Consider the following 25,821-nt stretch of genomic DNA (forward strand, 5'->3'; position numbering starts at 1 on the left):
GGAGGCGTTCGCAAGCAGGTCGGGAAGGCCGAAGCGCTGCAACGTCCGTCGTCGCTGCCACGCTCTGCGCGGCGAGCGCGATGAGCACGCTGACAGCGTGCGCTTACACCGACCTTTGCTCGGAGGTGGCGGGGTGCGCGCCTGAGCCGGAGCCTCCGCCAGGACCTTGCGCGGGAGAGCCCGGCACGGCGCCGGCGCTCGACCAATGCGGGGTGTTCGTGAGCGCGTCAGGCGACGACAGGAGCCCGGGCACGAAGGACGCGCCGGTGAAGACGTTGCAGCACGCCGTCGGGCTCGCCGCGAGCGGACGAGACAACGGCGAGGCACCGACCCGGCGCGTGTATGCTTGTAGCGGGTCGTTCGAGGAGGCAATCACGCTGCGTTCGGGGGTCGACCTCTGGGGCGGCCGTCGCTGTGATGACGGCGGCGATTGGTCGTATGAGGGGTCGTTCGGTGGACCGGATCACCCAACGTTCATCGCTCCGCCGGTGGGCATCCCGCTGCGGGTGATCGCGGGAGAACAAGAGGACGCGACGTCAACTGTGTTCGGCGTGCGCGTCGTGGCGGCGGACGCCTCGGCAATCGATGGGAAAACGTCGATCGCGATGATCTTGAGTCCTGGGGCCAGGGCGATCGTGCAGGCGAGCGCGATCGTCGCGGGTAACGGCAAGGACGGGGAGCCGGGAGAAGACGCGCGCAGGGAGCGGGCCAACGACGGCTTGGAGGGAAACGACGGCGTGTCCGCCTGCTCCGCGGACTTCGCGACGGGCGCTCTCGCGGTCGTGACGGTGTGCGACGACGGAACCGAGTCCACGGGCGGAGACGGCGGTTACGGCGGGCTCGAATCGGGGGGGGACGGTGCGCCCGGGCAGCCGGAGCCGGCGGAGAATCCGGAAGGCCACGGCCGCGCAGGGCTCGGCGCGCAGATGACGAGATGCAGCGAAGGAAGCGATGGCGCGAAGGGTGCTGACGGGGGTCGCGCCGGCGGTGCGGTTGGCATAGGCCACCTCACGGAAGACGGTTGGATCGGCATTCGCGGTGAGGATGGGAAGAAAGGCGGCGTCGGTCAGGGCGGCGGGGGTGGCGGTGGCAGCAAATCGCGAGGCGAGATGACGGCGTGTCCAGCAGGCCGCCCGCAGGCGGGTGCGGCTGGCGGGTCAGGGGGCAGTGGCGGTTGCGGTGGCGTTGGAGGGAAAGGCGGCGGGTACGGCGGGTCGAGCATCGGCATCGTGGCCTTGTCGGGGAGCGCGTTGACCCTTGAGGCGACTCGGGTGACGACGGGCATCGGCGGCAACGGCGGTGTTGGCGGGACAGGCCAACCGGGCGGCTACGGTCGATGGGGTGGCGACGGGGGCCAGGGCTTCACTGGCCCCGCCATCACATGGGGCGCATGTCGTGGCGGCGCGGGCGGCAACGGCGGCCGCGGCGGTGATGCCGGCGGCGGCCTCGGGGGGCATTCGTTGGGCGTCGCCTCGGTGGGCGCGTTCGTGTCCCTTGCGCCGAGCGCGACCTTCAATCAGGGAAAAGCCGGCGCCGGCGGGCTCGCGGGCAATGCAGTTCCCGGCGACGAAGTCGGTAAGGGCAACGATGGAATTCCGACGTTCTGGTACAGGTTCGATGCGCCCGACCCGGAACCGCCTCGTTGAACCGCCCTGCACGGGCGGCAACCGTCAGGAGACGCTCATGGGAAAGACCACTGCCGCTGCTTTCTTCCTCTTGTTGTCACCGTGGGCAACCGGGTGTGGGACAGCACCCGGCATCAACGGTGCTGGCGGAGCGCCCTGCGATGGACTCTCGTGCCAGGACGAACCGCCCCCGGAGTCGGTCTGCATCGAGCACGTAGCCGCCCATATCCTCGACGATGGCTGCGGCGTGTTCGTTGCGGGAGCTTTGGGTGGCGGCGACGACAGGAACCCCGGCACGAAAGCGAAGCCAGTGTTCACGGTCCATCGCGCCGTCGAGCTCGCACGCGCTGGACGAGGACGCGTGTTCATCTGCAACGACGGATTCGAGGTGAGGACGCACATCACGCTGCCCTCCGGCGTGGATCTCCTCGGGGGCTACGACTGCCGGCGATGGGTGCGCGACCCCGAAGACACGGTGTCCACGTTTGTTCACACGATGGATACCGACCCCTTGGTGATCATCGAGCCCCCGGGTTCCGAGGATAGGGGGGCCGCGGACGGGGTTTCGATCCTCGCCGATCTTGATATGCGGGCGAGGGGTCCGGTCGCGGTGCTCGTTCAGTCCAATACGGAGGTGGAGATCCTCCGAAGCCAATTGAGGGCTGGGGACGGCTGGGCAGGTCGCCCTGGCAAGCCATGGTCCGGGCTGAATCAGGCAGCGGCAGGAGCCGATGGGCTGTATGGGGGAGATGCGTGCTCGGCGACTATCGTCCACGGCGGCCCGGCAGTGGTGAACCCGTGCGAGGGTGGAATCCCGAGCACAGGCGGCAAAGGAGGCGACGGCCTTTCCGACGGCGCTGGCGACGGGGACGATGGGCAGCCGATCACGAGTTCCCACCCGAGTGAAGGGCGCGGGGGAGATGGGGACGTGACGGGCGTGCACTGCCACAACGGGGGCCCCGGGGCGCCTGGCGCGCTGGGCACGATTGGCCGTTCGGGGGTGGGCATCGGGCATATCACCGAAACAGGATGGGTCGCCGACAGGGCAGGCGACGGAAGCAGGGGCATGCCGGGCCAAGGCGGCGGCGGCGGGGGCGGCCGTCGAGGCGGGCTCGCGGTGTGCGGCGTGACCACCAAGGGAGGCGCTGGCGGCGGCTCTGGAGGCGCTGGCGGCTGCGGTGGTCGAGGGGGCCAAGGGGGCGAAAACGGGTACCCGACGATCGGCGTCTTGGCGCTTCACGCCAAGGTGACGGTGCGCGATAGCGTGATCACCACCCTCCGCGCGGGCCCGGGCGGCGACGGCGGGCCGCCCGAGGAGGGCGGCGAGGGTGGCCGAGGCGCACCGGGCGGCGCCGTGGGGGACGGCACGTGGTCCTGTGGCGGGGGCAACGGCGGCTACGGCGGCGACGGAGGCTACGGCGGCCCGGGGCGCGGTGGCGACTCGATCGGCATCGCCTACCTCGACGAGGACCAGCTCACGCTGGAGGGGGTCACGTACGAGCTGGGGCCGCCGGGCAAGGGCGGCCTGAGCTGGGATTGGTCTGGCGTCGAGATCCGAGGGGAGGACGGCATCGCTGTCAAGACGCTTCGGTTTCCCGAATAGTCGGAATCAGCCCGCGGTGAGGCATTGGCTTGGCGCGCTGAGTTGGCTGCTGGGCGACGGCGCCGGGTGTCAGCGGACACGGGCCCAGCGGACGACAACCGCCAGCACGCTCACGCCCCCGAACGCGAGCTCGAGAGCGGCACCTCAACAAACTTCGCTCCAAGGCATCCAACTGATTCCATACCAGCCTTCACAGCATCCGAGACAATCAGCTCCACAAGCGAGCCCTCGATACGGAAGAAATGGGCATCATTCGGAAGCGCGCTTTCGTTCAGCACGTACTTCGTGATCTGTCGATACTGCCCGGCAAGCTCCGATCGGTGATCCTGCTTGGTCCATTTGATAAATTCGGATCGTTCCTCGTCGAGGCATCGGATGACGCGAACCGAGTTCAGGACGAGCATGCCCGTCTGACCCGCGATCTCCAGGGGGATGCACTGAACGTCACTTCCCGCCACGGAACTCACCGCATTCGCGAGCGCCGTCGTCGCAACGGGAACATTGAAGCTGGTGAGACTGAATTCTAGGATGCGACCCGCGTGGGTTACTTCACCTCGCAGTGGCTCAGTCGCATCCAGTCGATGACCCGCATCGAGCAGCGGCTCTAAGCCACTGCGGAGCCGGATTTCGCCCAGGTGCCATCGCCCTTTAATTGTCATCTCATCTCGAAGCAGAAAGAACCGTCGCATCACTGTCCCGTGAGGAGCCGGTTGAGCCCGGATCCGGCTGTGGCTGCCTCGATCCGAATCGCGTCGAGCTCCGCTCGGAACGCGTTCGAATAGGCGTCGCCCTGCAATCCACGTGTAGCCCTGCGTAGTCGGTTGAACACCTCCTGGTGATACGCCTCCGGATGCGGCCCTCGGTGACCGGGGATTCGAACTCGATTAGCCGCATCGTCCAGCGTCATGCCAGCTCGCTTGGCCATGTCCTCAAATCGCGGCGTCCACGGTCCTCCTTGGGTCGTCGACACGCGATTCTTGTTCGTCATGATGTGATGCTCGGGTTCCCCCCCTGCGGCAGGCGCCGCGCCCTGCGAGCCCGCACTGCCTGACCCGCTCGACATCAGTGCCTGCGACAGCCCCTGGAGCCCCGCCGCGATGTTACCGACCCCACCGACGACGAGCCCGGTCGACACCGCGATCGCAGGCACACCGATCGCCGCGCCGATTCCGGTGGCGCTCGTGATGCCCCCGAAGACCTCCCCCGTCAAGCCCCCGATCGTGACGGTGAGCCCACCCACGATCTGCCCGATGGCCAGCCCCATCCTGGCTTCCGGCGTCCCATGGGCCAGCACGCCCGCGGCGTCCAGCAACTCATGACCCACGCCGGCGAACGGAACCAGACCGAGCAACAACCCGGCGACGAACCCGCCCTCAACCTGGACATAGGGGTTCTGCGACCAGTCGATCGGCGCCGTGGTCACCGGCTGCGGCACATACCCGGACGCGCTCCCGGTCGTGCTGACGTCGACCGGCGGCGCCGCCGCGCCGACCTCCGCGGCCTCGCGCGAACCTTCTACCTCGTTGGAAGGCGGCTTGGACCTGGAGCATTCGAAATCGCCGAAGCCGGCGCAACTCAATTCCTGGAGTCGCTGCACCTCGGGGTCCTTGGCGTACTCCGGATCGATGAAGAGCTCCTGGTCTGCTGGCTGAAATCCGGTCGGATCCACGAAGTTGAGCGGGCTGTTCAGCACGTAGCTGTATGGATTCCAGCTCTGTCCGAAGAACGGAAAGGACACGATCGGGTCCGTGGTCAAGAACCGCCCGATCTTGGAATCGTACATCCTGCCCTTCAGGTTCACGAGCCCGAGTTCGTCGTCGCTCTCGTGCCCCGTGAACCCTTGCGTCGTCTTGCTGGCAAACGACGCCGGTGCAGGCTCTCCCCACACGGGGTTTCTCCGCTGCCCGAACGGGTCGTAGCTCCGCCGTTCGATCACGTCGCCGTCCTCGTCGGTGAGCGCATCGACGGAGCCGAGGTGGTCGACATGCACGTACCGCGTGCCGTCATCCGCGCCGCCCCGGGTCACGATCGCCACGACCCGCTCCGGCGAGTGGACGTGGTACCGATGCTCTACGGTGCCCGACGCCGCGTCGGTGGCGCGCTCGTACAGGTCGCCGAGGTAGAGCGTCTCCTTCTCCGGCGTGGTCTTGCGGATCCGCTGCTGGTCGCCGTCGTAGGCGAACGTGATGGTGCTCGTGCCTTGCGTGATGCGCGCCGGCAGGTCGAACGGCGTATAGCGCACGGTCGTGCCGCCGGGGCGCGCGATCTGGTTTCCTACAGCGTCATAACCAAAGCTGCTGCCTGTGCCCGCATCGGTAACGGCATGCGGGTGTAACGGATCGTCGTAGGCGAGCGTGCCGACGTCGGACTTGAAGATGAGGTTGCCGTTTGGGTGGTAGTCGTAGCGGAGCGCGCAAGGCGCCGACGCTCTCTCAACCTCGCTGAAGTACGCGCAGGTCAGCCGGTGGAGCGCGTCGTACCTGAAGCGCTCCGTCGTGTTCCGGGGCTGAAGCGCATCGGTGCGGCGCGTGAGATTCAGCAGATCGTCGAACCCATAGTCCAGATCTTGCACCTCGCCCGCGCCGCTCTGCGTCACCATGTGCCTAAGGCGCTGCTTGTCGGCGAAGTAGCTCCGCTCCGTGACGGCGCCGTTGCCAAACACCTCCTCCCGGAAGCGCCCCGCGTTGTCCACGTCCGTCAAACGCCAGTAGGCGAAGCGCGTGCTGCTGTCGCGCACGGCGAGCACATGGCCATGCGCGTCGTGCTCCTGTGCCACGACAAACGGCGCTGCGCCGGCCGGCGCCGGATAGGTGACCGTCTCGACGCGACCGAGATCGTCGTAGCCGAGCCTGGCCTCCAGCGACGCGCGCTCTCCGTCGATGCGGAGCGAGGTCGTCTCGAGCTGGCTGAAGCGGGTGTAGCCGTACGTCTTCTCTCCATCGGGGCTCGTGAGCGTGTGGAGCTTGCCGATGCCATGCGCCGCGGTGTCCCAGGTCCACGTGGTCGTCAGACGCTCGGCGCCGTGCTGGTCCATGCGCGTGCGGGGTCGACCGAGCGCGTCATAGTCCCACGAGATCTCGCGCCCGAGCGCATCGGCCTCTGACATCAGCTCGCCGAAGCCGTCGTGGATCGAGACGGTCGTGCCCCGATCGGGGTCGTCGAGCTGCCGGACGCGGCCGAATGCGTCGCGCGTCGTGCGCGTCACGGCGTCGCCCGGATCGGTGACCGTGTGCAGCAGTCCGAATGGGCCATAGGCGTAGCGGGTCTCCCCGCCGGCCGCGTCGGTGATGGTTCTGATGCGCCCCAGCGGATCCTGCTCGGTCACCGTCACATGATCGAGCGGGTCGGTGGCGCGCACGAGCAGGCCATCGTATTCGGTGGTCGTGACCGCGTTCCACGGCGTTGTATGCCGCACCTCGCGGCCTACAGCATCGTGTTCATAGCGGTCGTACAGCATCTCGAGCTCGGGCGTATCCTCGCTGACCGGCACCGAGCGCCGCGCGACGTGCTCACCGAGCGCGTCATACACGATTTCCTGCATCAAACGCGGCGCATCGCGCGACCCTTGCGACGGGTCGGGCCCGTACCACAGCCACCGGATCGCGCGGCCAAGGGTGTCGAATTCGACCGTGTCGTCGGCCCCGCCGGTGGTGGTGCTCCGCTGTCTCACCCGCCACGCATCCCGCCCCGGGCCGCCATCCTTGGTACGCGAGACCGTGACCGTCGTGGTGCCGTCTGGGCGCGTTTCGACGCCGACGCGCCCGAAGCCGTCGTACGCCCACGTCGTCACGAGCTGATTCGGATCGACCCGCTTGAGCAGCACGCCGAGCGCCCCGTCGAACTCCACGAGCGTGGTGTGCCCGGCCGCGTTCACGTACCTCTCGGGGAACATGCCCTCCGCGTCGTAGGGCGTGCTGAATATCCGATGGTGCCCGAAGGCGTCCTCTGCCGTGACGCCGGTGATGTTCCCGAAGTCGTCGCGCGTGTATGTGAGCTTCAGCTTCGTGTCGGGAAGGCCGTCGTCGCTCTCGGTGGACTCGGTCTCCACCTCGCCGTAGATCGTGGTCGTTCGCGTGAGGGTCCGGCACTGCGACATCCCCGCCGCCGCGCTGCACTCCTTCTGCGTCTCGAGCTGGCCGAGGACCCAGCGCTCGGCGTCGTTCTTGAACGTCCGCGTGACGTTGAACGTCAGGTCGACGCCGCGGGTCGAGACCTCCTCGGCGCGCACGTTGCCGAACGTATCGAAGTCCGTCACCTTCGACACCGAATCGCGCAGCAACGTCGCGCCGTCGCCGCCGCGCTCGACCTCGCGCATGTATGCCTCGATGGCAGGCGTGGATCCGTTCCGTGGCGGATAGATGCCCTGCGCTTGCCTCATCCGGCGCTCGGTCGGCAGCGTGAAGTACGTCGCGCCGTCGTTCGTCGGTACGAGCGTCCGCCTTACGTCGGCGAACGAGAGCTCTATCTGCTCCGGCCTGGGCTGGCTCGGCAGTCCCGGAGCCCCGCGCCACGTCCGCTGGACGCGCCCCGCGAAGGGAAAGACCTGGAGATCGTTGTCGAAGGTGACGTGGTCGTAGGCGTCGATCGTCACAGCGCCCGTGTCCAGGTCGGTGACGATCCGCTCGCCGAACCCGAGAAATCCGCGGCCCAGTCGGTGGTAGCGCCCGTCGCGGTAGCCGACCTCGAAGCGCCGCGGTCGATCGGCGCCGTTGTTGAGGGCATACGCGCTGACCACCCGCCGCGGCCCCACCACGCAGCGGCGCGGATAGCCGCAGTCGTCCGGCGTGCCGGAACGCGCGAGGTAGAGCGCGCTCCGCCGCGCCGGATCCTCCGCAACGCCTTCGTTCGTGACCGAGGCATCGGTCATGTGGCCGTACGAGATGCTCACGTTGGGCACGAAGTCCGGCTCGGTCGGGTCGTGCGCGTTCATCCCGTCGGAGACCGCGATCAGCAGATCCTGATCGGCCGAGAGGTTCTGGAAGACGTTGAACACGCCGCCGAGCGACAGGATCACGTCCTGCGCGCCGTCCCCATCGACGTCGCCGGTGCGCGGCCCGCGCGGATCGGCGAGGGTGACCGCCGCATCGCCGACGCTGGCCTCGAACGGCAGCCCCGGGTCGACGAGCCGGAAGGGCGGCCCTGCGCGGTCGCCCGTCGCGAGCAGGACGGCCCACGACGGGAGCGCTTCGGAGCCGCCCAGCAGCATGCCTGGAGGAACCGGCATGACCAGATCCTGCCGCCCATCGCCGTTAAAGTCGAGCGGTACGGCGAGCGGGAAGAATACGTCCTGATCGGGAAGACCGAACAGATCGCCGAAGCTGAACGCATCGACGGTCCGGAACGGCGAGGCCACGAAGGTCGGGCCCGTGTTGAAGTAGGTATAGAGCTGGTGGTCACCCGGGCCGGATTCGACGGCATCGGGCAAGCCGTCGCCGTTCGCGTCGAGAAAGACGACGCGGCCCCCGGGCCACACGACAGGGAGCTCGGTGTCGATCACCTCCCAGCGCCCCTCGCCGCGGCGCATGATCGCGTCGTAGCTATCTCCGAGGAGGACCGTCCCGTCACCGAACCGTCGCAGGGACGGCACGATGAGATCGATCTTGCTGTCGGCATCGACGTCGAGCGTGTGGAGCTCCGTACCGCAGGGATAGCCGATGAGCAGCTCGATCGATTCGCCCGTGGGGTCGAATCCCGCAGGCGTCGCGCCGCTTGCCGGCCGCCACAGGTGGACGGTCCACACGGAAGAGGCCGGGATCGGCGACTGTCCCAGGCGGTCGTGGTCCTCGCACTGGATCAGATCCGGCACGCCGTCGCCGTCCAGGTCGGCGAGGTGCATCGAGGCGCCGGGGCTGCTCAGGCCTGGCGGCGGGGGCGTGCCCCCGAGCGGGAACGGCCGGCGGATGCCCGTGTCGTGGAGCGCGAATGTCCAGTCCGGCCGGGACAGGAGCACATGCCACGTGACCTCGGCACCGTAGACGTCATGGACCAGCACGTCCGTTCGCCCATCGTCGTCGTAGTCCAGGACCGTCCCGAGCTCCGGCTGAAGCATCGCCGGATCGGAGGGTCCAACCGGATCGGCGACAAACAGCCAATCCTCTAGGAAGGCGAGTTCGGCCGGTGCGAGAAAGGACGGCGAGGCAGGTGGCCCGAGGTTCCGCGCCACCTGCCACGCCGTGATCGGATTGCTCGGTGTGCTGAGCGCCGCGACCATGTCCGGAACCACGAGGTCGTCGCGCCCATTGCCGTCGACGTCGAACACCATCGGGCTCGCCCTCTCGGAGACCGGTTTGTCGATGTCCGTCGTGAGCCGCTTGAACCCGGGCTCTCCGCGGCTGTACTGAAATCGTGTTGGAGGCTTGCACACACCATCGCTTGCGCACTCCTCGACCTCGGTCAGGAGCGTGCGGCTCGTCGTCGGGCTGAGCTCGTAGCGGAACCCGTAGCTCCGGATCAGCGCGTCGCCAGGACCGAGCATCTGGATCTCTTCGAGGCGAAGCGAGTGCTGGAGCGCCATGCCGCCCGAGTACCCGGTGCGAATGGCAGCCGGATCCTTCGTCGCGTACACGAAGCGTACCGCCCGCGAAGGCTCGAGCGACGGCGTTCCCTCAAAAGCCGTGTGGCGGATCTCGTCCACCGCGTACTCGGCGGCATGGCCGTCCTCCGCCTCGGCGACGCAATATGCGTACGTCATGGCGTTGCCGCGGCCGTCGCGGGCCTTGTTCGCGAGCCAAACGCGCGGGACGCCGCCCCGCGCGAGCGGCTTGCTGCCCTCGGTGCGCCCGTACTCGACGACGCGGCCGGAAGGCAGAAACGCCTCGAAAAAGAGCGCCTCGGCAGGTGCACCGTCTTTCGGAGGGTAGTGCCCGACCACCTTGACGAGGGTATCCGGGAACGTGCGGTACTCGATGGTCCCCGGCGCCTGTCCCACGGGGACGAGGCGCTGGCCGTCGAGGCAGAGCGCGTCGTCCCCGTCGTACCTCACGCCGCGGATCTCCCCGTCTTGCGCGAGGCTCTTCGGACACCGCGCGATCGCGGACAGCCCGGCGATGGAGAAGCCGGCGCCGAGCACCCCGTCGCCGCTGTCGCTGTCGCTGCGATAGACGAGCTCGATCCGAGGACCCACGCCCGCGCGCGACGGCGGGGAGGCCAGTTCCATGGTGTATACGGCCTCCCCGGTGCTCGAAATGTAGAACGTCCCCGGGATCGTACCGGCCGCGACGGTCTCGACCTCCGGCACGGGGCGATCCGCGGCAGGACTGTGTGCGCGCTGGGTCCGGCAGGCGATAAGGCCAGGAGGCGGCTCCAGGGGCGGGTCGCCGAAGATACACTGGCATCCCCCCTGCGCGAGCACGCAAGCGAGAAACATCAAGAGCGGGATGATCGCCCGGAGCGCACATCTCGGAACGAGCGGCATTGCAGCCTCCCTCGCACCGAGGAGGCCACGGCGCGGCGGCCCGAGTCAAGCGTTGTTCTGGAGTCGATACCCTTCCCGATGCTGAGCTCAAGGCATTCATCAGGGTGTCTGTGCCCGGCTGGCGTCCATGCAGCAACAGGGATGGCGCTGTGTCGAAAACGCCTTCGGCCGTCCGCGCTGGAGGCGCAGCAAGGCGAGCTCGATCGGACGGTGCATCCACACCATCGCCCGCCATCGTCCTGGTTGTGACCCTTGCGGCGCTCGGCGGGGTCGGCCGTGCAATCGCCGGGGCCATGATGCCCTGCTCGACGAGCGTTCTCCTGCGCGTTGCCGACGTCCGCACTCCGGTTGTGCGTGACCAGCTCGGCCGCGATCCGAAGCGCGGCGCGCTGTTCGTGTTCCTCGCCTGGCGGCGAGGCCGGGTGGACGTGCTCTTCCGTGGTCGCAGGGATGTCGTGGTGGCCGCTGCCGGCACGGACCTCCGCGACGGCGTCCCTGGGCAGCAGATCGGCGCACGCCACCTCCGCGGCCGTGAGCCTCGGCGTGGGCTGGCCGCCGCCGGGAGCAAGAGAGAGACGCTTGCTTCCTTGGCGGCATGGGCGCGCGCCTCTCAGGCCAGGCGTGCAGGTTCATCGGCACGCCGCACTGTGAACGCCCGGGCACATGCAGTGTCATTTCGGACGACCTGCTGTAAACATCCGGGCACACGTAGTGTCATTTCGGATGCCCTCCTGTAAACGTTTGGGCACACATAGTGTCACTCAGCGGGCTGGCGGGACGGTTCGGCCATGGCCAGGTGTCCCCGGCCTCCTGGTCGCCCTGGTTCCGTGGGTCCAATGCCCCGGGCGACCTGGCGTAGCTGCGGCGGTGAGCCCTTGCGACGGCGGGCCCCCCCGAGGAAGGCGGCCGAGGCGCACCGGGTGACGCCTTGGGGGACGGGACAGCTTTGGGTCCTGGAAGCGGCGACGGCGGCCGAGGCGATGCCGACGGCTACAGTCGTCATGGGCCGGGCGGCGACTTGACCGGCATCGCCTACCGCGGCGCGGACCTGCACATGCTCGAGGGGCGGCCAGGCGTCCTACGCGAGCGTCACGGGCCCGTCACGACGAAATCCTGCTGCTCGTGGCGCGCCTCGACGCGCGCGGGCGCTGGTCGCGTTCTGGGCGACGTGCCTACGGTGGCGCACCCGTCTGTGTCGCGTCCATGCGCGGTGCCGACGGAGCGCGCAGAATTACCAAATTTACCCCTTCGCTCCCCCCTTTTCCGGCCCCTCAGCGGCGCTGTCCAGAACACCGAAATCCGCGATGCGACAAAGCATTTTTCTTAGGCGCGTCTCCGGGTAATTCGAGGCGAATTACCTCAGGCGCAGAATTACCTTTTCGGGCTCCTTCCGGCGGTATCGGTCACGGTTGCTCGCGAACCCAATACGGATGGAGGTATGGAATGGCACAAGCGGCTCTCGCGCGTGCATCGGCACCGCTTGCTCTTCTTCAGGCGGACAGCGGCATGCGAGCGACCGAGAGGATGGTGCTGGAGCGGCCCGTCGGCGGATCGCAGCGCCCCATCATGTTCAACACCACCGCCACTGCGACGCTCGCGATCCCGCTGGACGGGCTCACGATCACAGCGCCGCAGCCAGAGATGCTCTCGCAGAAGAACGTCGAGGCGGTCACCGGCATCCCGGCGCGCGTCTTCCTCGACACGATCCGCGCGCCAGGCTTCCCCTTGCCGGTCACGAAGCTCGGCAAGCTGCGCCTGGTTCAGCGGGAGGCGTTCGTCTCCCACCTCCAGGCGCTGGCCACTGCCCCTGCCTCGCGCCGTGACGCAGAGGGGGATGAGCGCACGCGGGTTGCTGCCGTGCTGGCGGCTGCCGGCCTCGAGGCGGTTCCGCGCACATGTTCACGCCGCCCCTGCGCTCCTCCAGGAACTGCGAGCCGTGGTCGGCTGCCGCCGAAGTAGAACGGGCTTGCTCGGCGGTGGCTCGCCGGACGAGCCCTTGATCGACCCCCACGCGACGCAGTTCCATTGGCAACGTGTGCCGATGTGCGATGGTCGCGATGGTGAAGATGTGATGCCGCCGATGAGCACCACCGCCACGGCCGGCCACGCCCGCGATCGCAGCCGGTCCCGGCGCACGTCTCGGCGGCGCTTCGCCGGGCGGTGCCGACGGGTCGCGCAGAGATACAAAATTGACCCCTTCGCTCCCCCCGTTTTCGGCCCCTCTTGGGGGCCTCCCAGAATACCTAACCCCGCGACACGACGTGGTTTTCACCAGGCGCGTACCGAAGGTATCTCGTGAAGAGATACCTTCGGCTCAGAGATACCTTTTCGGGCACCTTGCGGCCGCGTCGGTCACGGTTGCGCACGAACCCAACACGAATGGAGGTATGGCATGACACGAGCGGCTCTCGCGCGTGTGTCGGCACCGCTTGCTCTTCGTCAGGCTGACAACGGCGTGCGCGCCATCGACGGAGATAGCCTGGAGACGCCCGCAGGTGGGTGGTCGAGCCCGAAGGTGATCGACCGACGAGCGACCGCGACGGCAACCGCGACGCTCGCGATCCCGCTGGACGGGCTCACGATCACGGCGCCGCAGCCGGAGATGCTCTCGCAGAAGAACGTCGAGGCGGTCACCGGCATCCCGGCGCGCGTCTTCCTCGACACGATCCGCGCGCCAGGCTTTCCCCTGCTGATCACGAAACTCGGCAAGTTGCGCTTGGTCCAGCGCGAGGCGTTCGTTGCCTACCTGCGATCGCTGGCCAGTGAGCCGGCCTCGCGTCGCACGACAGAGGCCGATGAGCGCACGCGGGTTGCCGCCGTGCTGGCCTCCGCCGGCCTCGAACCGGTCCCGTGTCCCCGCACCGGCCGGGCGAGCGCTCCTCCCGCAGCGACAAGCCGTGCTAGGCTGCCGCCGAAGTAGAGCGGGCCCGCTCGGCGCTACCAACGCCGGACGGGCCCTTGATCGACCCCCGAATCACCGGAGACCGATCCATGACCGACGTACCCCAGCGACGGGCGCGCGCCAAGCGCTCGGCTTCGTTCCCCACCTCATCCCTTCCTGCCCCCGCATCGACCGACCGGCGTTCGCGTTCGAGCCGCTCCGGCGGACGCCCCGCTCCGGCCGCGCCGGTAGTTGCACCCGTCGCCACCTCGCCGGGCGCTGCGAGCACGACGGAGCGCCCAAAGCCGGGCGCCCGTGCTTCCAGCAGGCCGGCAGGAGACAAGCGGGCCAACGGCTCCGGGTCCGTCCGGCTGCGCGGGAAGACGTGGACCGCACGCCTTAGCCTCGGCGAGGCCGGTCGACCGACGTTCAGCTTGCCGACGTGCCGGACCGAGCAGGAAGCCAACGCGCGCCTGGAGGTGCTGGCCGACCTCGCCGGCCGCCTGCTCGCAGCCGGCCAGATCGTGCTCGGCCTGCCGTTGCTGGAGCAGGCGGCCGCACGCGAGGGGCGCGCACTCCATGACGTCCGGCTTGCCATCGAGCAACTCTGCAAGGGCGAAGTGCGTGCTCGCCCGTCCGGGGAAATCACCTTCGCGGAGTTCGCCGAGTTGGTTGTTACTGGAAGGCTCGCCGAGCAGTACCCGCTTCATGTGAAAGCGCTCCGTCGTCCCGAACCATACCGGCACAAGCTGAATCATGTTCTGGATGTGCTCGGTCCCATTCCTCTCCCTCGTTTGACACTCGATCACGCGGATCGGGCGATCTCCATGCTGCCGGCGCACCTTGAGGCTTCGTCGCGTCAAGGCATCGCAAAGTTCATCCACAGGATACTCGCGCTCGCGACCTATCCGGCGCGGATCATCGCGAACAATCCGCTGCCGCGTGGCTGGATTCCCAAAGCGGACGACAACAAGGCGAAGGGCTCCCTCTATCCCGACGAGGATAGGCGTCTCATGGCGGCGGTGGACATTCCACTGTCCTATCGGATCTACTATGGCTTCCTGATCCGCGAGGGAATGCGGGCAGACGAGGCGGGAAGGCTGGAGCCGTCCGATCTCGATCTCGATCGCGGCGCCGTGGTGCTCGACGAGAACAAGACGGATGACCCACGCGCCTGGGCACTCTCGCCCGATGTCGTGCGCGCGCTTCGGGCCTATTTCGCGATATGTCCGCCGAAGGAGCGTGTCTTCATCGGGCCGAACGGCCCCCTGCCAGGCCGCAGTGGAGCGAAGAACTTTCGGAATCACCTGCGCCGCGCTGGTATCGAGCGGGCTGAGCTGTTCGAGACCACGCAATCGAGGCTGAACATACGTTTGCACGACACCCGTGCGACCTTCATCACGATCAAGCTCGCGAACGGCCGCACGGAGACGTGGATCTCCGATCGGACCGGACACAAGTCGAGCCGTCAGATTCACAACTACAAGCGAGCGGCGCGCAAGGTCGCTGAGCTCGGCTTGGGGGACTTCGCGCCTTTGGACGAGGCGATCCCCGAGCTGAACGGCAAGGGCGGCTCCGTAGGCGGAAGTGCTCCCACGTCCGCAGGACTGGAGGCGCGCTCGCCGGCGCCGAGCTACGACGCGTCCCTTATCCGCGCGCTGCCCGACCGAGCGCCCAGCGCGGTGGATGACGACGCCGGCCAGCTCGCAGGGGGCAACGCGACGGCTACCGGCGCCGCGTTGGGCCCGCGTTGGGCCAAGCCGGCAGCTCGCCCGGCTGCGGATCGGCTAAAAGCATCTGAAATCATTGAAGTTTCGTCCGACCCTGCCGCGTCGTCTCAGGAATCCTGGCGGGATTTCCGACGCGCGGAACTAGCGCCCCTCCCCGCGCCGGCGCGGCCGCTTCATGGCGCCGCCGCCGGCCAGCCGGCGCCGACGGGCAGCGCCTGCACGTCGGGGAACAGCATGTACACGCGCTTCCCGTCCCTCGTCTGCCCGTGCGGCGGCGACGGCGCGGCCGCGGCGACGCTCGCGCGCACGGCGCGCCCGAGCGCGGCCGCGCCGTCGAGCGCCTGGCTGAGCGCGGCCAGCGCCTGCGCGAGCTCGGGGAGCGACGCCGCGCCCGACGTGCCCCGCGCGACGAGGGCGTCGAGCTCGCGGCTCCGCACCCCGAAGTCCGACGGCAGCGGGTGCGCGGGGTGCGCCGTGAGCGCGGCGGCGAGGAACTGGCGCTTCGCCACGGCGCCCGCCTCGCCGAAGCCGACGGCGAGCTCGAAGAGCGCCGACGCGACGCCGAAGCCGGGCTCCAGGCCCTCGCGGCCCTGGAGCAGGAAGCCCCCGATCCCCAGGTCATCGAGGTACTCGAGCCCCGTGTAGCTCGGCATCGCCGAGCGCTCCGTGTCCGGCAGGGGCGGCGCGACGCGCACCTCGCCGCTCTCGAACACGACGACGCGCGCGTACGTGAAGCCGGCGTGCGGCACCGCGAGCCGCACGCGCGCGAGCTGCGCGGCGACCTCGGCCGCCGCGCCGATCTCGAAGCGCGCCCCCGGGAGGTAGCGCGCGATGCCCGCCAGCGTCATGCCCGCCGCGTCGGGCCAGGGGCAGACCGCGACGTGCCGCGGCGCGGCCTCCGCCTCGCCCGGCGCGCACACGCGCTCCAGGCCGAACGAGGTGGGCGCGACGAGCGGCGGCCGCTGGCCCTCCACCCGCCGCAGATCGCCGAACAGCCAGGCGCGGTTCTCCCCGTGGTGCTCGGGCGCGAGCATCCGCGCGCCGACGAGCAGCGCGACCGTGCCCCCGGCGCGCGCGAGCCAGGCCTCCGGCACCGAGAGGTGCTCGTACAGGTGGGCCTCGACGATGAGCTGCCACTCGCGAGGCGGCTCGGGCGGCAGGGTGGCGGCGGTTCGGTACATGGCGGGTGCGGGCCTCGAGGAGCGGCGTGCTCGGCACCGGGTCCACGCGCGAGACGGGCGAGCGCGCCAGACAGCGTATCCAAGGCGGGACGTCCGCGAAACACGGCAGTGCGCCGGCGCGGCCGATCGGCGCGCGCGCCGCCAGAGCCATCGTCATTATTCATCTCCGGCGTGCCCGGCGCGCGGGGCAGAGGCGCGCTCGATCGGCGACCGCGCGCGGCCGCCCCGCTCAGGCGAGCCGCTTCACCCAGGCGAGGGCGAAATCGCGGAACACGGCCACGTTCCGCGCCACGTGCCGCGCGCTCGGATAGACGAGGTACGCGGTCCCCGCGCGCTGCGACCACTCGGGCAGCACGTGGACGAGGCGCCCGCTCGCCAGGTCGGGCGCGGCGAGGACGCGCGGGAGCGGCCCGATGCCGCCGCCCGCGCGGAGCACCGAGCGGATGAGCTGGAAGTTGTCGGTGGCGATGCGCCCGGTCGACAGCGCGTCGCGCACCGAGCGCGCGTCGCTGACCGGCCACTGGCCGCGCCGGGAGCTCGGGAGGAACACCACCCGCTCGTGGTCCATCAGGTCGTCGATCGCGCGCGGCAGGCCGCGGCGCGCGAGGTACGAGGGCGCCGCGAAGAGCTGCACGTCGGAGTCGAACAGCTTGCGCGCGACCAGCGAGGAGTCCAGGAGCTCGCGCGTCGCGCGGATCGCGAGATCGAAGCCCTCGCGGAGCAGGTCGACCTGGCGAGAGGAGAGGTCGACCTCCACGGAGAGCAGCGGATACCGCGCGCAGAAGTCGACCAGCAGGTCGCCCACGAAGGACTCGCCCCCGTCGGGGGGCGCGCTGAGCCGGATGAGGCCCTGCGGCTGGCCCTGGTAGGCGTCGAGCGCCAGCGCCGCGTCGCGGAGGCCGGCGATGTGCGGCGCCACGTCGCCGAAGAAGCGGCGGCCCGCGTCGGTCAGCGCGACCGCGCGCGGCGACCTGTGGAGGAGCCGCACCTGGAGGCCCTCCTCCAGCCGCGTCACCGCGCGGCTCACCGTCGACTTCGGGACCCCGAGCTGCGCGGCCGCGGCCGTGAACGAGCCGAGCTCCGCCACCTTGGCGAACGCGGCGATCTCGTCGAGCTGGGGCGCCCGGCGCGATTGCGCTCGGGCGGCCGCGCGGGGGCTGGACATCGAGGGACCTCAGGGCGCTTCCTGCGTCGTCGCTCGCTCGGGCCAGGTTGCGCAAGCGCAACGCTGCGTTGAGCCGTTGCACGATAGCACCGGGCTCGGCGAGCGCCCATAGAAAGGGGGCGGGCGCTCCGAGCGGGAGGGCCCGCCTCACCTCAGCGAGGCTTTGTCATGAACACCGTCAAGCGTTTCGCCCCCTCCGCCGCCCGCATCCTCCTTGGGCTCGTGTTCTTCGTCTTCGGGCTCAACGGCTTCTTGCAGTTCTTGCCGCAGCCCCCGGCGCCGGAGGCCGCCGGCCGCTTCGCGGCCGCGCTGGCCGCGACCGGCTACATGTTCCCGTTGATCAAGGGGACGGAGGTCGTCGCGGGCGCCCTCTTGCTCTCGAACCGTTACGTCCCGCTGGCGCTGGCGCTCCTCGCGCCCATCGTGGTGAACATCGTCGCCTTCCACACCTTCCTGACGCCGCCGAACCCCGTCGCCTGGCTCGTCCTCGCCCTCGAGGTCTACCTCGCCTTCGCGTACCGCGCGGCGTTCCGCCCGATGCTCGCCGCGCGCGTCGACGCCGGCGCCACGGCGAGCGCCGGCGTCGAGCGCGGCAAGCTCCGGCCCGTCGAGAGCGCCGCCTGAGCCGCCGCCCCGCGCCGAGGCCCGCGCGGCGACGTCCGAGGAAGGCGCGCGCCGCGCGGCCGCGCTACTCGCAGGGCAGGACGCGCAGCACCCGGATCTTCGTGCTCGCGCTGCCGGGAGCCGCGAAGGCCACGCTCCCGTCGGGGAAGGCGACGAGATCCTGGTATCGATTGCCGAGCACGTCGACCTCGAGCGGCTCGCCCTCGGCCTCGCCGGTGGCGCGATCGCGCGTCTGCACGTAGAGCGTGCGCTCCGGATCGTTGCGCGCGATGTCGCCGGCGCGCGAGGTGGTCTCCCAGGCCGCGAGCATGCGGGAGCCGCCGTAGGCGGCCAGGTGCGGCGCCCGGTGGTTCAGGCCCGCCGCGCTGGCGATGACGAGGTCCTTGTCCGCGGCGCCGCCCGTGAAGTGGAGCAGCCGCACGTCGGCGAGCCCGTTCGAGCCCGCCGGCTGGCCCGGGCGGATGTTGCTCGCCGTGAGCCAGTAGCCGCCGCCGGACGCCGCGACGAGGTTCCCCAGGTTCGAGTAGGCGAGATCGACTGGATAGATGGTCTTGATTTCGGGCGCGAACGCAATGCGGTTGTTGTTGTCGGTCTTGCACACCGTCACGAACTTCCGGGCGCTCTCGTCCCAGAGGATGCGCTCGTAGCCGCTGTGGCTGCAGCCCCAGTCGAAGCCGCCGCGCTGGAGCTCCCCGCTCGCGTCGACCACCTGCATGCGATCGCCCTGATGGATGTTGATGCACCCCCCTTGCGAGACGCTGATCGCGGCGCCGAAATAGCCGGCGTAGCGCGAGCCGTCGAAGGCGATGCGGCCGTGGTGCGCATACCACCAGATCATGTACACGTTCGGGCCGGTGGGGCCGGTCGAGTACGGCGGCAGCGCGGCGCTCGAGCTGGTGAGCTTGGTCGCCCAGGTCTCGCGCGCGCCGTCGAAGCGGACCATGTACATGTCGTGACAGGGGATCGGCGGGGACGGCGGCGCGCCGCACAGGTTCTCCGGCGCGCCGCAATTCAACGTCCCGCCGCCCTCGGCGTCGCGGGTGAGCAGCAGCACGCCGCCCTCGGCGTCGGCGTACAGGTCGGAGAAATCGTTCGCCGGCAGGCCGAACGAGGGGCCCACGGCCTGGTCGCCTGCGTCGAGCTCCGCGACGTGGACCCGGTCGTCGTCGCTCATCCACGCGAGACGCGAGCCGCCGGACGGTATCGGCGAGATGACGAGCGGCATCAGCGCTGCCTCGTCCTCGTTGTTGATCACGCGGATTCCGACGTCGACCTCGGTGATGCGGATTCGGTCTCGCGTGACGGCGCACGCGCCCGGGCCCGGATCGCCGCCCGCGCCGCCGCCGCCGCTGCTCGCGCTCGACGCCTCGGCCCCACCGCCGCTCGCGCTCGAGGCCCCACCGCCGCCGCCGCTCGCGCTCGAGGCTCCACCGCCGCCGCCGCTCGCGCTCGACGGCCCGGCGCCACCGCCGCTCGCGCTCGACGGCCCGGCGCCACCGCCGCTCGCGCTCGACGCTCCCGCCCCACCGCCGCTCGCGCTCGACGCCCCGGTCCCGCCGCTCGCCGCCGATCCCGACTCTCCCGTGCAGCCCGCGGTCAAGGTGACGAGAATCAGCGACCAGGTGACTCCCACGCATCGCGTCGACATGGCATCAAAGCTACTTAACGGATGCTTTGCAATGCAAGCATTCCATATGGAGCGCAATTGTTCCGGCGATCCCTCGCTTCGCCGCCGCGTCGGGGAAACCTCCGAGGAGCCCCCCCTCCGGAGCGCCGCGACACACGGGTAGTCGCAGCCCCCCCGTCGGGCGCCGTCACCAGACGCGCCGGGGGCACAGGTTCACCTACGTCGTGCCCCTCTCCCTGCGCACCGTGGAAATTTCGAGCAGCGCGCGCACGCCATGGCGAATCGTCAGCCGATGTGGGCGGGCCCTCGGCGGCGCGCGGTTTCATCGCCCTCGGGCCTCCAGGCGCCTGTCCGGAGACGTCGCCGGCCTGGATACCGCCGCAACACCTGGGACCAGAACAGACATCCACGACAGACATCCACGCACACCCCACAGCGAGATTCGTCCGCCACAAAGTGCCGTCGTGGTATTATCCCGGACACAACCACTGCCGGTCACGCCGCGCCGTGGGCCGTCCGCGCTTCGAACAGCGCCAGAACACGTCCGTCGAGGGGAGCGATGCTGACGATCTCCGGTTATCAAGCGGTCGCCAAGATCTACGAGAGCGGCAACTCGCTCGTCTACCGCGGCCGGCGCGCCGTCGATGGGCGCCCGGTCGTCCTCAAGCTGCTGCGCTCAGACTATCCCAGCCAGACGGAGCTCACGCGCTACAGGCATGAATACGCGGTGCTCCGCAACCTGGAAGCGCCGGGCGTCGTCCGGGCGCTCGACCTCTGCCGACACGAGAAGGGGCTCCTCCTCGTCCTCGAGGATTTCGGCGGCCACGCGCTGGCGCACCACCTGCAGGGCGGCAGGTTCGACACCGCGGCATTCCTCCCGCTCGCCATCGCGATCACGCGCGCCCTCCGAGATGTCCACGAGAGCAGAATCATACACAAGGATATCAATCCGTCCAATATCGTTTTCAACCGCGAGACCGGAACGGTCAAGATCATCGACTTCGGCATCTCGACGCGGCTCTCGCGGGAAGAGCTGTCGATCAAGAGCCCCACGGTGATCGAGGGGACCCTCGCCTACATCTCCCCGGAGCAGACCGGTCGCATGAACCGGTCGCTCGACCATCGCACCGATCTCTACGCGCTCGGCGCCACCTTCTACGAGCTCCTCACGGGCGCGGCGCCCTTCGACGCGAAGGACGCCATGGAGCTCGTGCACTGCCACATCGCGCGCGATCCCGCCCCGCCGCGCGCGCGGTGCCCGAGCGTGCCGGAGGCCGTGTCGGACATCGTGATGAAGCTCATGGCGAAGACGGCCGAGGACCGTTACCAGAGCGCGACGGGCCTCCTCCACGACCTGGAAGCGTGCCAGAGCCGCCTCGACGCCGCGGGCGAGATCGCCCCGTTCCCGCTGGGCAGCGCCGACGCCTCCGGCGACCTGCGCATCCCGCAGCAGCTCTACGGGCGGACCAGCGAGGTGAAGGCGCTGCTCGAGGCGTTCGGCCGCGTCGCGCGCGGCGGCACCGAGCTGATGCTCATCGCCGGGTACTCGGGGGTCGGCAAGTCCGCGCTGGCGCACGAGCTGTACAAGCCGATCACCGAGGTGCGCGGGTACTTCGTCGCCGGCAAGTACGACCAGCTCAAGCGGAGCACTCCATATACCGCGATCACCAGCGCGTTCCGCGACCTCGTGCGGCAGATCGTCGCCGAGCCCGAGGCGCAGTTCGCGGAGTGGCGCTCGAAGATCAAGGCGGCGCTCGGGGTGAACGGGCAGGTCCTCGTCGACGTGATCCCGGAGATCGAGCTCATCGTGGGCGAGCAGCCGCCCGTCCAGGCGCTCGGGCCCGCCGAGTCCCAGAACCGCTTCGTCCGCGTCCTCCAGAACTTCGTCCGCGTGTTCTGCGACGCCGAGCGCCCGCTCGCCGTCTTCCTCGACGACCTCCAGTGGGCCGACGCGGCGTCGCTGCGGGTCATCGAGCTCCTGATGACGGACGCCGGGCTGCGCGGCCTGCTCGTGATCGGCGCCTACCGGGACAACGAGGTCGGCGCCGCTCACCCGCTCTCGACCGCGCTCGCGTCCCTGCGGCGCGAGGGGGCGATCGTGCGCGAGATCGCCCCGGGGCCGCTCAGCACCGAGATGGTCTGCCGGATGCTCGCGGACGCGCTGCGCGCCGACCCCGCGGCGGTCATGCCGCTCGCCGCGCTGGTCGCCCGGAAGACCGGCGGCAACCCGTTCTTCGTCAACGAGTTCCTCCGCACGCTGCACCAGACCGGGTGTCTGCGGTACGACGCCGGCCGCGCGGCGTGGACGTGGGACGTCGAGCACATCGAGTCGAGGAACATCACCGACAACGTCGTCGAGCTGATGATCGACAAGCTCCGCGGGCTCCCCGCGGACACGCAGCGGGCGCTCATGTCCGCGTCGTGCCTCGGCAACCGCTTCGACCTGGGCAGGCTCGCGGTCATCCTCGAGGCGACGCGCGGCGACGCCCACCGGCGCCTCCTGCCCGCGCTGCACGAGGGCCTCATCGTCCCGCTGTCCCCGATGGAGCCCGCGGTCCCCGACGATCTCGCCGCGCCGCTCGTCTTCCCGGACTACAGGTTCCTGCACGATCGCGTCCAGCAGGCGGCCTACGCCATGATCGACGAGGGCGGGCGCAGCGGCCTGCACGCCGACATCGGCCGGCTCCTCCTGCGGAGCCCCGGCGGGCGCGCCGCCGAGGAGGAGGTGTTCGACATCGTCCACCACCTGAACCGCGGCGCCGACCGCCTGAGCGACGCCGCCGAGCGCCGGCGCCTCGCGGAGCTGAACCTCCTCGCGGGCCGGCGCGCGCTGCTCTCCGCCGCCTTCGACGCCGCGCGCGGCTACTTCGCCGAGGGCCTCGCGCTGCTGCCCGCGGGCGCCTGGCAGAGCGACCACGCGCTGACGAGCGCGCTCCACGTCGGCGCCGCCGAGGCCGCGTGCATGAACGCCGACTTCGGCGCCATGAAGGAGCTCATCGACGCGGCGCTCAGCGAGATCCACGACGTCATCGACAGGAGCAAGCTCTACGAGCTGCTGATCCTGTATCACCACACCCAGGCCGAGTTCCGGAGGGCCGTGGACACCGCCGTGGAGGCGCTCGCGCAGCTCGGCGAGACGTTCCCCGCGAGCCCGGGCATGCAGGACTTCCTCGACGCCTACACGAAGACGACGAAGCAGGTCGCCGAGGTGGGCTTCGAGCGCCTCGGCCGGCTCCCGCCGATGACGGCGGCCCCGAAGCAGGCGGCGCTCGTGATCCTCCGGCGCGCGATCCACGCGTCGTACTTCGCCGCGCCGGAGATGCTCGGGCTCTTCATCTGCCGCGCGCTCGACCTGACCATGGATCACGGCGAGTCGCCGCTCGCGCCCTATGCGTTCGCGGCGTTCAGCGTCCTCGTCAACGCCGGCGTGGGCGACATCGCGACGGGATCCCGGTTCGGCGAGCTGGCGATCGAGGCGCACCGGCGCCGGGACGAGCCGCTCTACAAGGCGAGCGTCTACAACTTCTATTACGGGCTCTCGCGGCACTTCTACCGTCCCGCGCGCGAGAGCCAGGCGCCGCTCATCGAGGGATACCTGAGCTACGCCGAGAACGGCGACGCGGAGAGCGCCGCGTACTGCCTCATCAACGCCTTCGTCTGCGGCGCCGTCTCCGGGCAGAACCTCCTCGAGCTCGAGTCGATGTTCGAGCGGTACATCGAGGAGGTCTTCAAGTTCAAGCAAGCGCAGGTCATCAACCAGCTCAGCGTGTGGCGCCAGGTGATCCGCAACCTCACCGGCAGGTCCGAGCACGCGGCCAAGATCAAGGGAGAGTTCTTCGACGCCGAGCAGGTGCTCCCCGGCCTGTACGCGACGAAGAACTTCAACACCGTCAATTACATCCACACGGCGCAGGCGATGCTCTATTTCGTCTTCGGCGACTACGAGCTCGCGTACAAGCACGCCGCCGAGACGGAGCCGACCCTCGGCGCGAGCACGGGCAAGGTGTTCACGCCGCTGCACAACTTCTATTACTCGCTCGCGATGACCGCGCTCTACCCGGCGGCCTCGCCGGAAGACAAGGAGCGCTACCGCGCCAAGGTGTCGGAGAACCAGGCGAAGCTCAAGGCCCTGTCCGAGACGTGCACCAGCAACTTCCTGCACAGGGTCCTGCTCGTGGAGGCCGAGCTCGCGCGGATCGACGGCCGCGTGGCCGAGGCGCTGGACCTGTACGACCGCGCCATCGCGTCCGCGTCGGAGCACGATTACGTGAACGAGGCCGCGGTGGCCTGCGAGCTCGCGGGCCGGTTCTGGCTCGCGCAGGGCAAGGAGAAGCTCGCGCGCGTGTACCTCGCGGACGCTTGCTATCACTACAACCTCTGGGGCGCCGTCCGCAAGACGCAGGATCTAGAGCAGCGGTATCCGCAGCTCGCCCCGCGCGAGCCGCTCTCGCAGCGAGCGACGGAGGTCGCGCCCTCGCGGACGTTCGTCACGACGACCTCGCTCGGCGCATCCCGCCTCGATCTGCGGACGGTGCTGAAGGCCGCGCAGGCGATCTCCGGGGAGATCGTGCTCGACCGGCTGCTCACACAGCTGATGGCGGTCGCCATGGAGAACGCCGGCGCCCAGCGCGGCTGTCTCGTGCTCCGGGAGAGCGACGGCCTGCGGGTCGAGGCCGAGGTCGACTGGACCGACGGCCGCGAGGACGCGCGCTTCCCGGGGCTGCCCCTCACCCACGCCGCGGCGGACGATCGCCCGCTCGTCTCGGCCGGGATCGTGCAGTACGTCGCGCGGACCGGCCAGAGCCTCGTCCTCGCCGACGCCTCCGCGGACCGGCAGTTCCAGCGCGACGATTACGTCGCGCAGCGCCGCCCGAGATCGGTGCTCTGCACGCCGATCATCCACCACAACGACCTGTACGGGGCCATTTACCTGGAGAACAATACGGCGACCGGCACGTTCACCCAGGACAGGCTGGAGCTCCTCACGATGCTGTCCTCGCAGATGGCGATATCCATCGAGAACGCGAAGCTCTACACGGGCGTGGAGCAGAAGGTCCGCGAGCGCACGGCGGAGCTCGAGGAGGCCCACGCGACGATCGTCCGGCTGGAGCGGGAGGCGGTCGAGAACCAGATGGCGGGCGGCTTCGCGCACGAGATGCGCAACGCCCTGTCGGGGGCCGCGATGGTGCTCGGGACCGTGACCCAGGGCGGCGAGACGGTGTGCGCGAAGAACGCGGCCCGGCTCGGCGAGCTCTTCGACCTGCTCAAGGACGACATCCCCGACGGGAAGCTCGGCTCGGTCCTGGCCCGGCTGGGCGACATCGAGGAGGCCGAGGAGACGCTGGACAGCGTGCTCTGCATGGTGGGCGACTGCACGGCCCGCGCGCTGAGCGTGACGAACAGCATCCTGGAGTACTCGAAGCTCGGCGTCGCGCTCGCCGGCAACGAGGTCGTGAGCCTCCGCCGCATCGTCGAGTCGGTCGCGGCGCGGCACCGCGACGAGTTCGCGCGCCAGGGCGTGTCGGTCGAGCTCGATCTGCGGGGCGGCTCGGCGGTCGTGGGGCACGAGTCGCACTTCGACTCCATCGTGAACAACATCGTCTTGAATGCGCGCGACGCGCTGCTCCTGGTCGACGACGGCCGCGGGCGGCGGGTGCGGATCGAGACGGCCGAGGAGGGGGATTTCCAGGTCCTCACCGTCAGCGACAACGCCGACGGCATCTCTCCCGACAACGTCTCGAAGATCTTCCAGCCGTTCTTCTCGACGAAGCCGACGACCGGCGTGGGCCTGGGGCTCAGCTTCGTCTCTCGCATCGTCGCGATGTATGGCGGGACCATCGACGTCGACAGCGACGCGGGGCGCGGCACGACGTTCGTCGTCCGGCTCCCGCGCGCGGTGCCGCGCGGGCAGCCGCAGCCGGTCGGCGCCGCCGCCGGCCGAATCGAGCTCAACCTCGCCGGGAACTGAAAG

General features: G+C 69.7%; 11 protein-coding genes and 1 pseudogene. 7 read left to right on the forward strand and 5 right to left on the reverse strand.

Annotation, left to right across the window (positions count from 1 at the left end; translation table 11 throughout):
• Positions 1 to 80 precede the first annotated feature (80 nt).
• Complete coding sequence (locus tag WMF20_RS32185) at positions 81 to 1,646, forward strand: hypothetical protein (protein WP_437605686.1); 1,566 nt, start codon at positions 81 to 83, stop codon at positions 1,644 to 1,646.
• A gap of 1,207 nt (positions 1,647 to 2,853) precedes the next feature.
• The gene (locus tag WMF20_RS32190) at positions 2,854 to 3,228 is read left to right on the forward strand and encodes a hypothetical protein (protein WP_437605687.1); all 375 of its coding nucleotides are present in this window, start codon (positions 2,854 to 2,856) and stop codon (positions 3,226 to 3,228) included.
• 110 nt (positions 3,229 to 3,338) lie between these two features.
• On the opposite strand, the gene WMF20_RS32195 is transcribed toward WMF20_RS32190, so the two are convergent.
• Complete coding sequence (locus WMF20_RS32195) at positions 3,339 to 3,887, reverse strand: imm11 family protein (protein WP_437605688.1); 549 nt, start codon at positions 3,885 to 3,887, stop codon at positions 3,339 to 3,341.
• A 29-nt stretch (positions 3,888 to 3,916) separates the two neighbouring features.
• Positions 3,917 to 10,642 (reverse strand): RHS repeat-associated core domain-containing protein, encoded by a 6,726-nt coding sequence (locus WMF20_RS32200; protein ID WP_437605689.1) that lies wholly within the window; start codon positions 10,640 to 10,642, stop codon positions 3,917 to 3,919.
• Between the two features lie 1,443 nt (positions 10,643 to 12,085).
• Here WMF20_RS32200 and WMF20_RS32205 point away from each other — a divergent pair.
• From WMF20_RS32205 to WMF20_RS32215, 3 genes and pseudogenes are all read left to right on the forward strand, one after another.
• Entirely contained in the window at positions 12,086 to 12,601 is a 516-nt protein-coding gene (locus WMF20_RS32205) for a hypothetical protein (protein WP_437605690.1), read from the forward strand.
• A gap of 433 nt (positions 12,602 to 13,034) precedes the next feature.
• Positions 13,035 to 13,562, forward strand: coding sequence for a hypothetical protein (locus tag WMF20_RS32210; RefSeq protein ID WP_437605691.1), 528 nt, complete (start codon positions 13,035 to 13,037; stop codon positions 13,560 to 13,562).
• A gap of 974 nt (positions 13,563 to 14,536) precedes the next feature.
• Positions 14,537 to 14,959, forward strand: a pseudogene (locus tag WMF20_RS32215) (tyrosine-type recombinase/integrase); the annotation flags it as partial.
• A 467-nt stretch (positions 14,960 to 15,426) separates the two neighbouring features.
• Here the strand turns inward: WMF20_RS32215 and WMF20_RS32220 are convergent.
• Both WMF20_RS32220 and WMF20_RS32225 read right to left on the reverse strand, forming a co-directional pair.
• Entirely contained in the window at positions 15,427 to 16,434 is a 1,008-nt protein-coding gene (locus WMF20_RS32220) for a hypothetical protein (protein ID WP_437605692.1), read from the reverse strand.
• Positions 16,435 to 16,663: 229 nt separating this feature from the next.
• Positions 16,664 to 17,599: a LysR family transcriptional regulator gene (locus tag WMF20_RS32225; protein WP_437605693.1), complete on the reverse strand. Its 936-nt coding sequence runs from the start codon at positions 17,597 to 17,599 to the stop codon at positions 16,664 to 16,666.
• 168 nt (positions 17,600 to 17,767) lie between these two features.
• Here WMF20_RS32225 and WMF20_RS32230 point away from each other — a divergent pair, with 168 nt between their 5' ends.
• On the forward strand, positions 17,768 to 18,223 hold the full coding sequence (locus tag WMF20_RS32230) for a DoxX family protein (protein ID WP_437605694.1): 456 nt from the start codon (positions 17,768 to 17,770) through the stop codon (positions 18,221 to 18,223).
• Positions 18,224 to 18,287: 64 nt separating this feature from the next.
• On the opposite strand, the gene WMF20_RS32235 is transcribed toward WMF20_RS32230, so the two are convergent.
• A complete protein-coding gene (locus tag WMF20_RS32235; protein ID WP_437605695.1) occupies positions 18,288 to 19,871 on the reverse strand; it encodes a hypothetical protein in 1,584 nt (527 codons plus the stop codon).
• Between the two features lie 538 nt (positions 19,872 to 20,409).
• Between WMF20_RS32235 and WMF20_RS32240 the strand changes: the two genes are divergently transcribed.
• Positions 20,410 to 25,818 carry a trifunctional serine/threonine-protein kinase/ATP-binding protein/sensor histidine kinase gene (locus WMF20_RS32240; RefSeq protein ID WP_437605696.1) on the forward strand — a complete coding sequence of 1,803 codons (5,409 nt, stop codon included), beginning with the start codon at positions 20,410 to 20,412 and terminating at the stop codon, positions 25,816 to 25,818.
• Positions 25,819 to 25,821: the final 3 nt, after the last annotated feature.

The sequence above is a fragment of the Sorangium sp. So ce834 genome (assembly GCF_051521425.1).
Classification (GTDB): domain Bacteria; phylum Myxococcota_A; class Polyangia; order Polyangiales; family Polyangiaceae; genus Sorangium; species Sorangium cellulosum_D.

Excerpts from the sequence above, each read along its gene's own strand:
- WMF20_RS32225 (WP_437605693.1), bottom strand. The coding sequence starts at position 17,599 with ATGTCCAGCCCCCGCGCGGCCGCCCGAGCGCAATCGCGCCGGGCGCCC.
- WMF20_RS32185 (WP_437605686.1), top strand. The coding sequence starts at position 81 with ATGAGCACGCTGACAGCGTGCGCTTACACCGACCTTTGCTCGGAGGTG.
- WMF20_RS32205 (WP_437605690.1), top strand. The coding sequence starts at position 12,086 with ATGGCACAAGCGGCTCTCGCGCGTGCATCGGCACCGCTTGCTCTTCTT.
- WMF20_RS32195 (WP_437605688.1), bottom strand. The coding sequence starts at position 3,887 with ATGACAATTAAAGGGCGATGGCACCTGGGCGAAATCCGGCTCCGCAGT.
- WMF20_RS32210 (WP_437605691.1), top strand. The coding sequence starts at position 13,035 with ATGACACGAGCGGCTCTCGCGCGTGTGTCGGCACCGCTTGCTCTTCGT.
- WMF20_RS32200 (WP_437605689.1), bottom strand. The coding sequence starts at position 10,642 with ATGCCGCTCGTTCCGAGATGTGCGCTCCGGGCGATCATCCCGCTCTTG.
- WMF20_RS32230 (WP_437605694.1), top strand. The coding sequence starts at position 17,768 with ATGAACACCGTCAAGCGTTTCGCCCCCTCCGCCGCCCGCATCCTCCTT.
- WMF20_RS32235 (WP_437605695.1), bottom strand. The coding sequence starts at position 19,871 with ATGTCGACGCGATGCGTGGGAGTCACCTGGTCGCTGATTCTCGTCACC.
- WMF20_RS32240 (WP_437605696.1), top strand. The coding sequence starts at position 20,410 with ATGCTGACGATCTCCGGTTATCAAGCGGTCGCCAAGATCTACGAGAGC.
- WMF20_RS32220 (WP_437605692.1), bottom strand. The coding sequence starts at position 16,434 with ATGTACCGAACCGCCGCCACCCTGCCGCCCGAGCCGCCTCGCGAGTGG.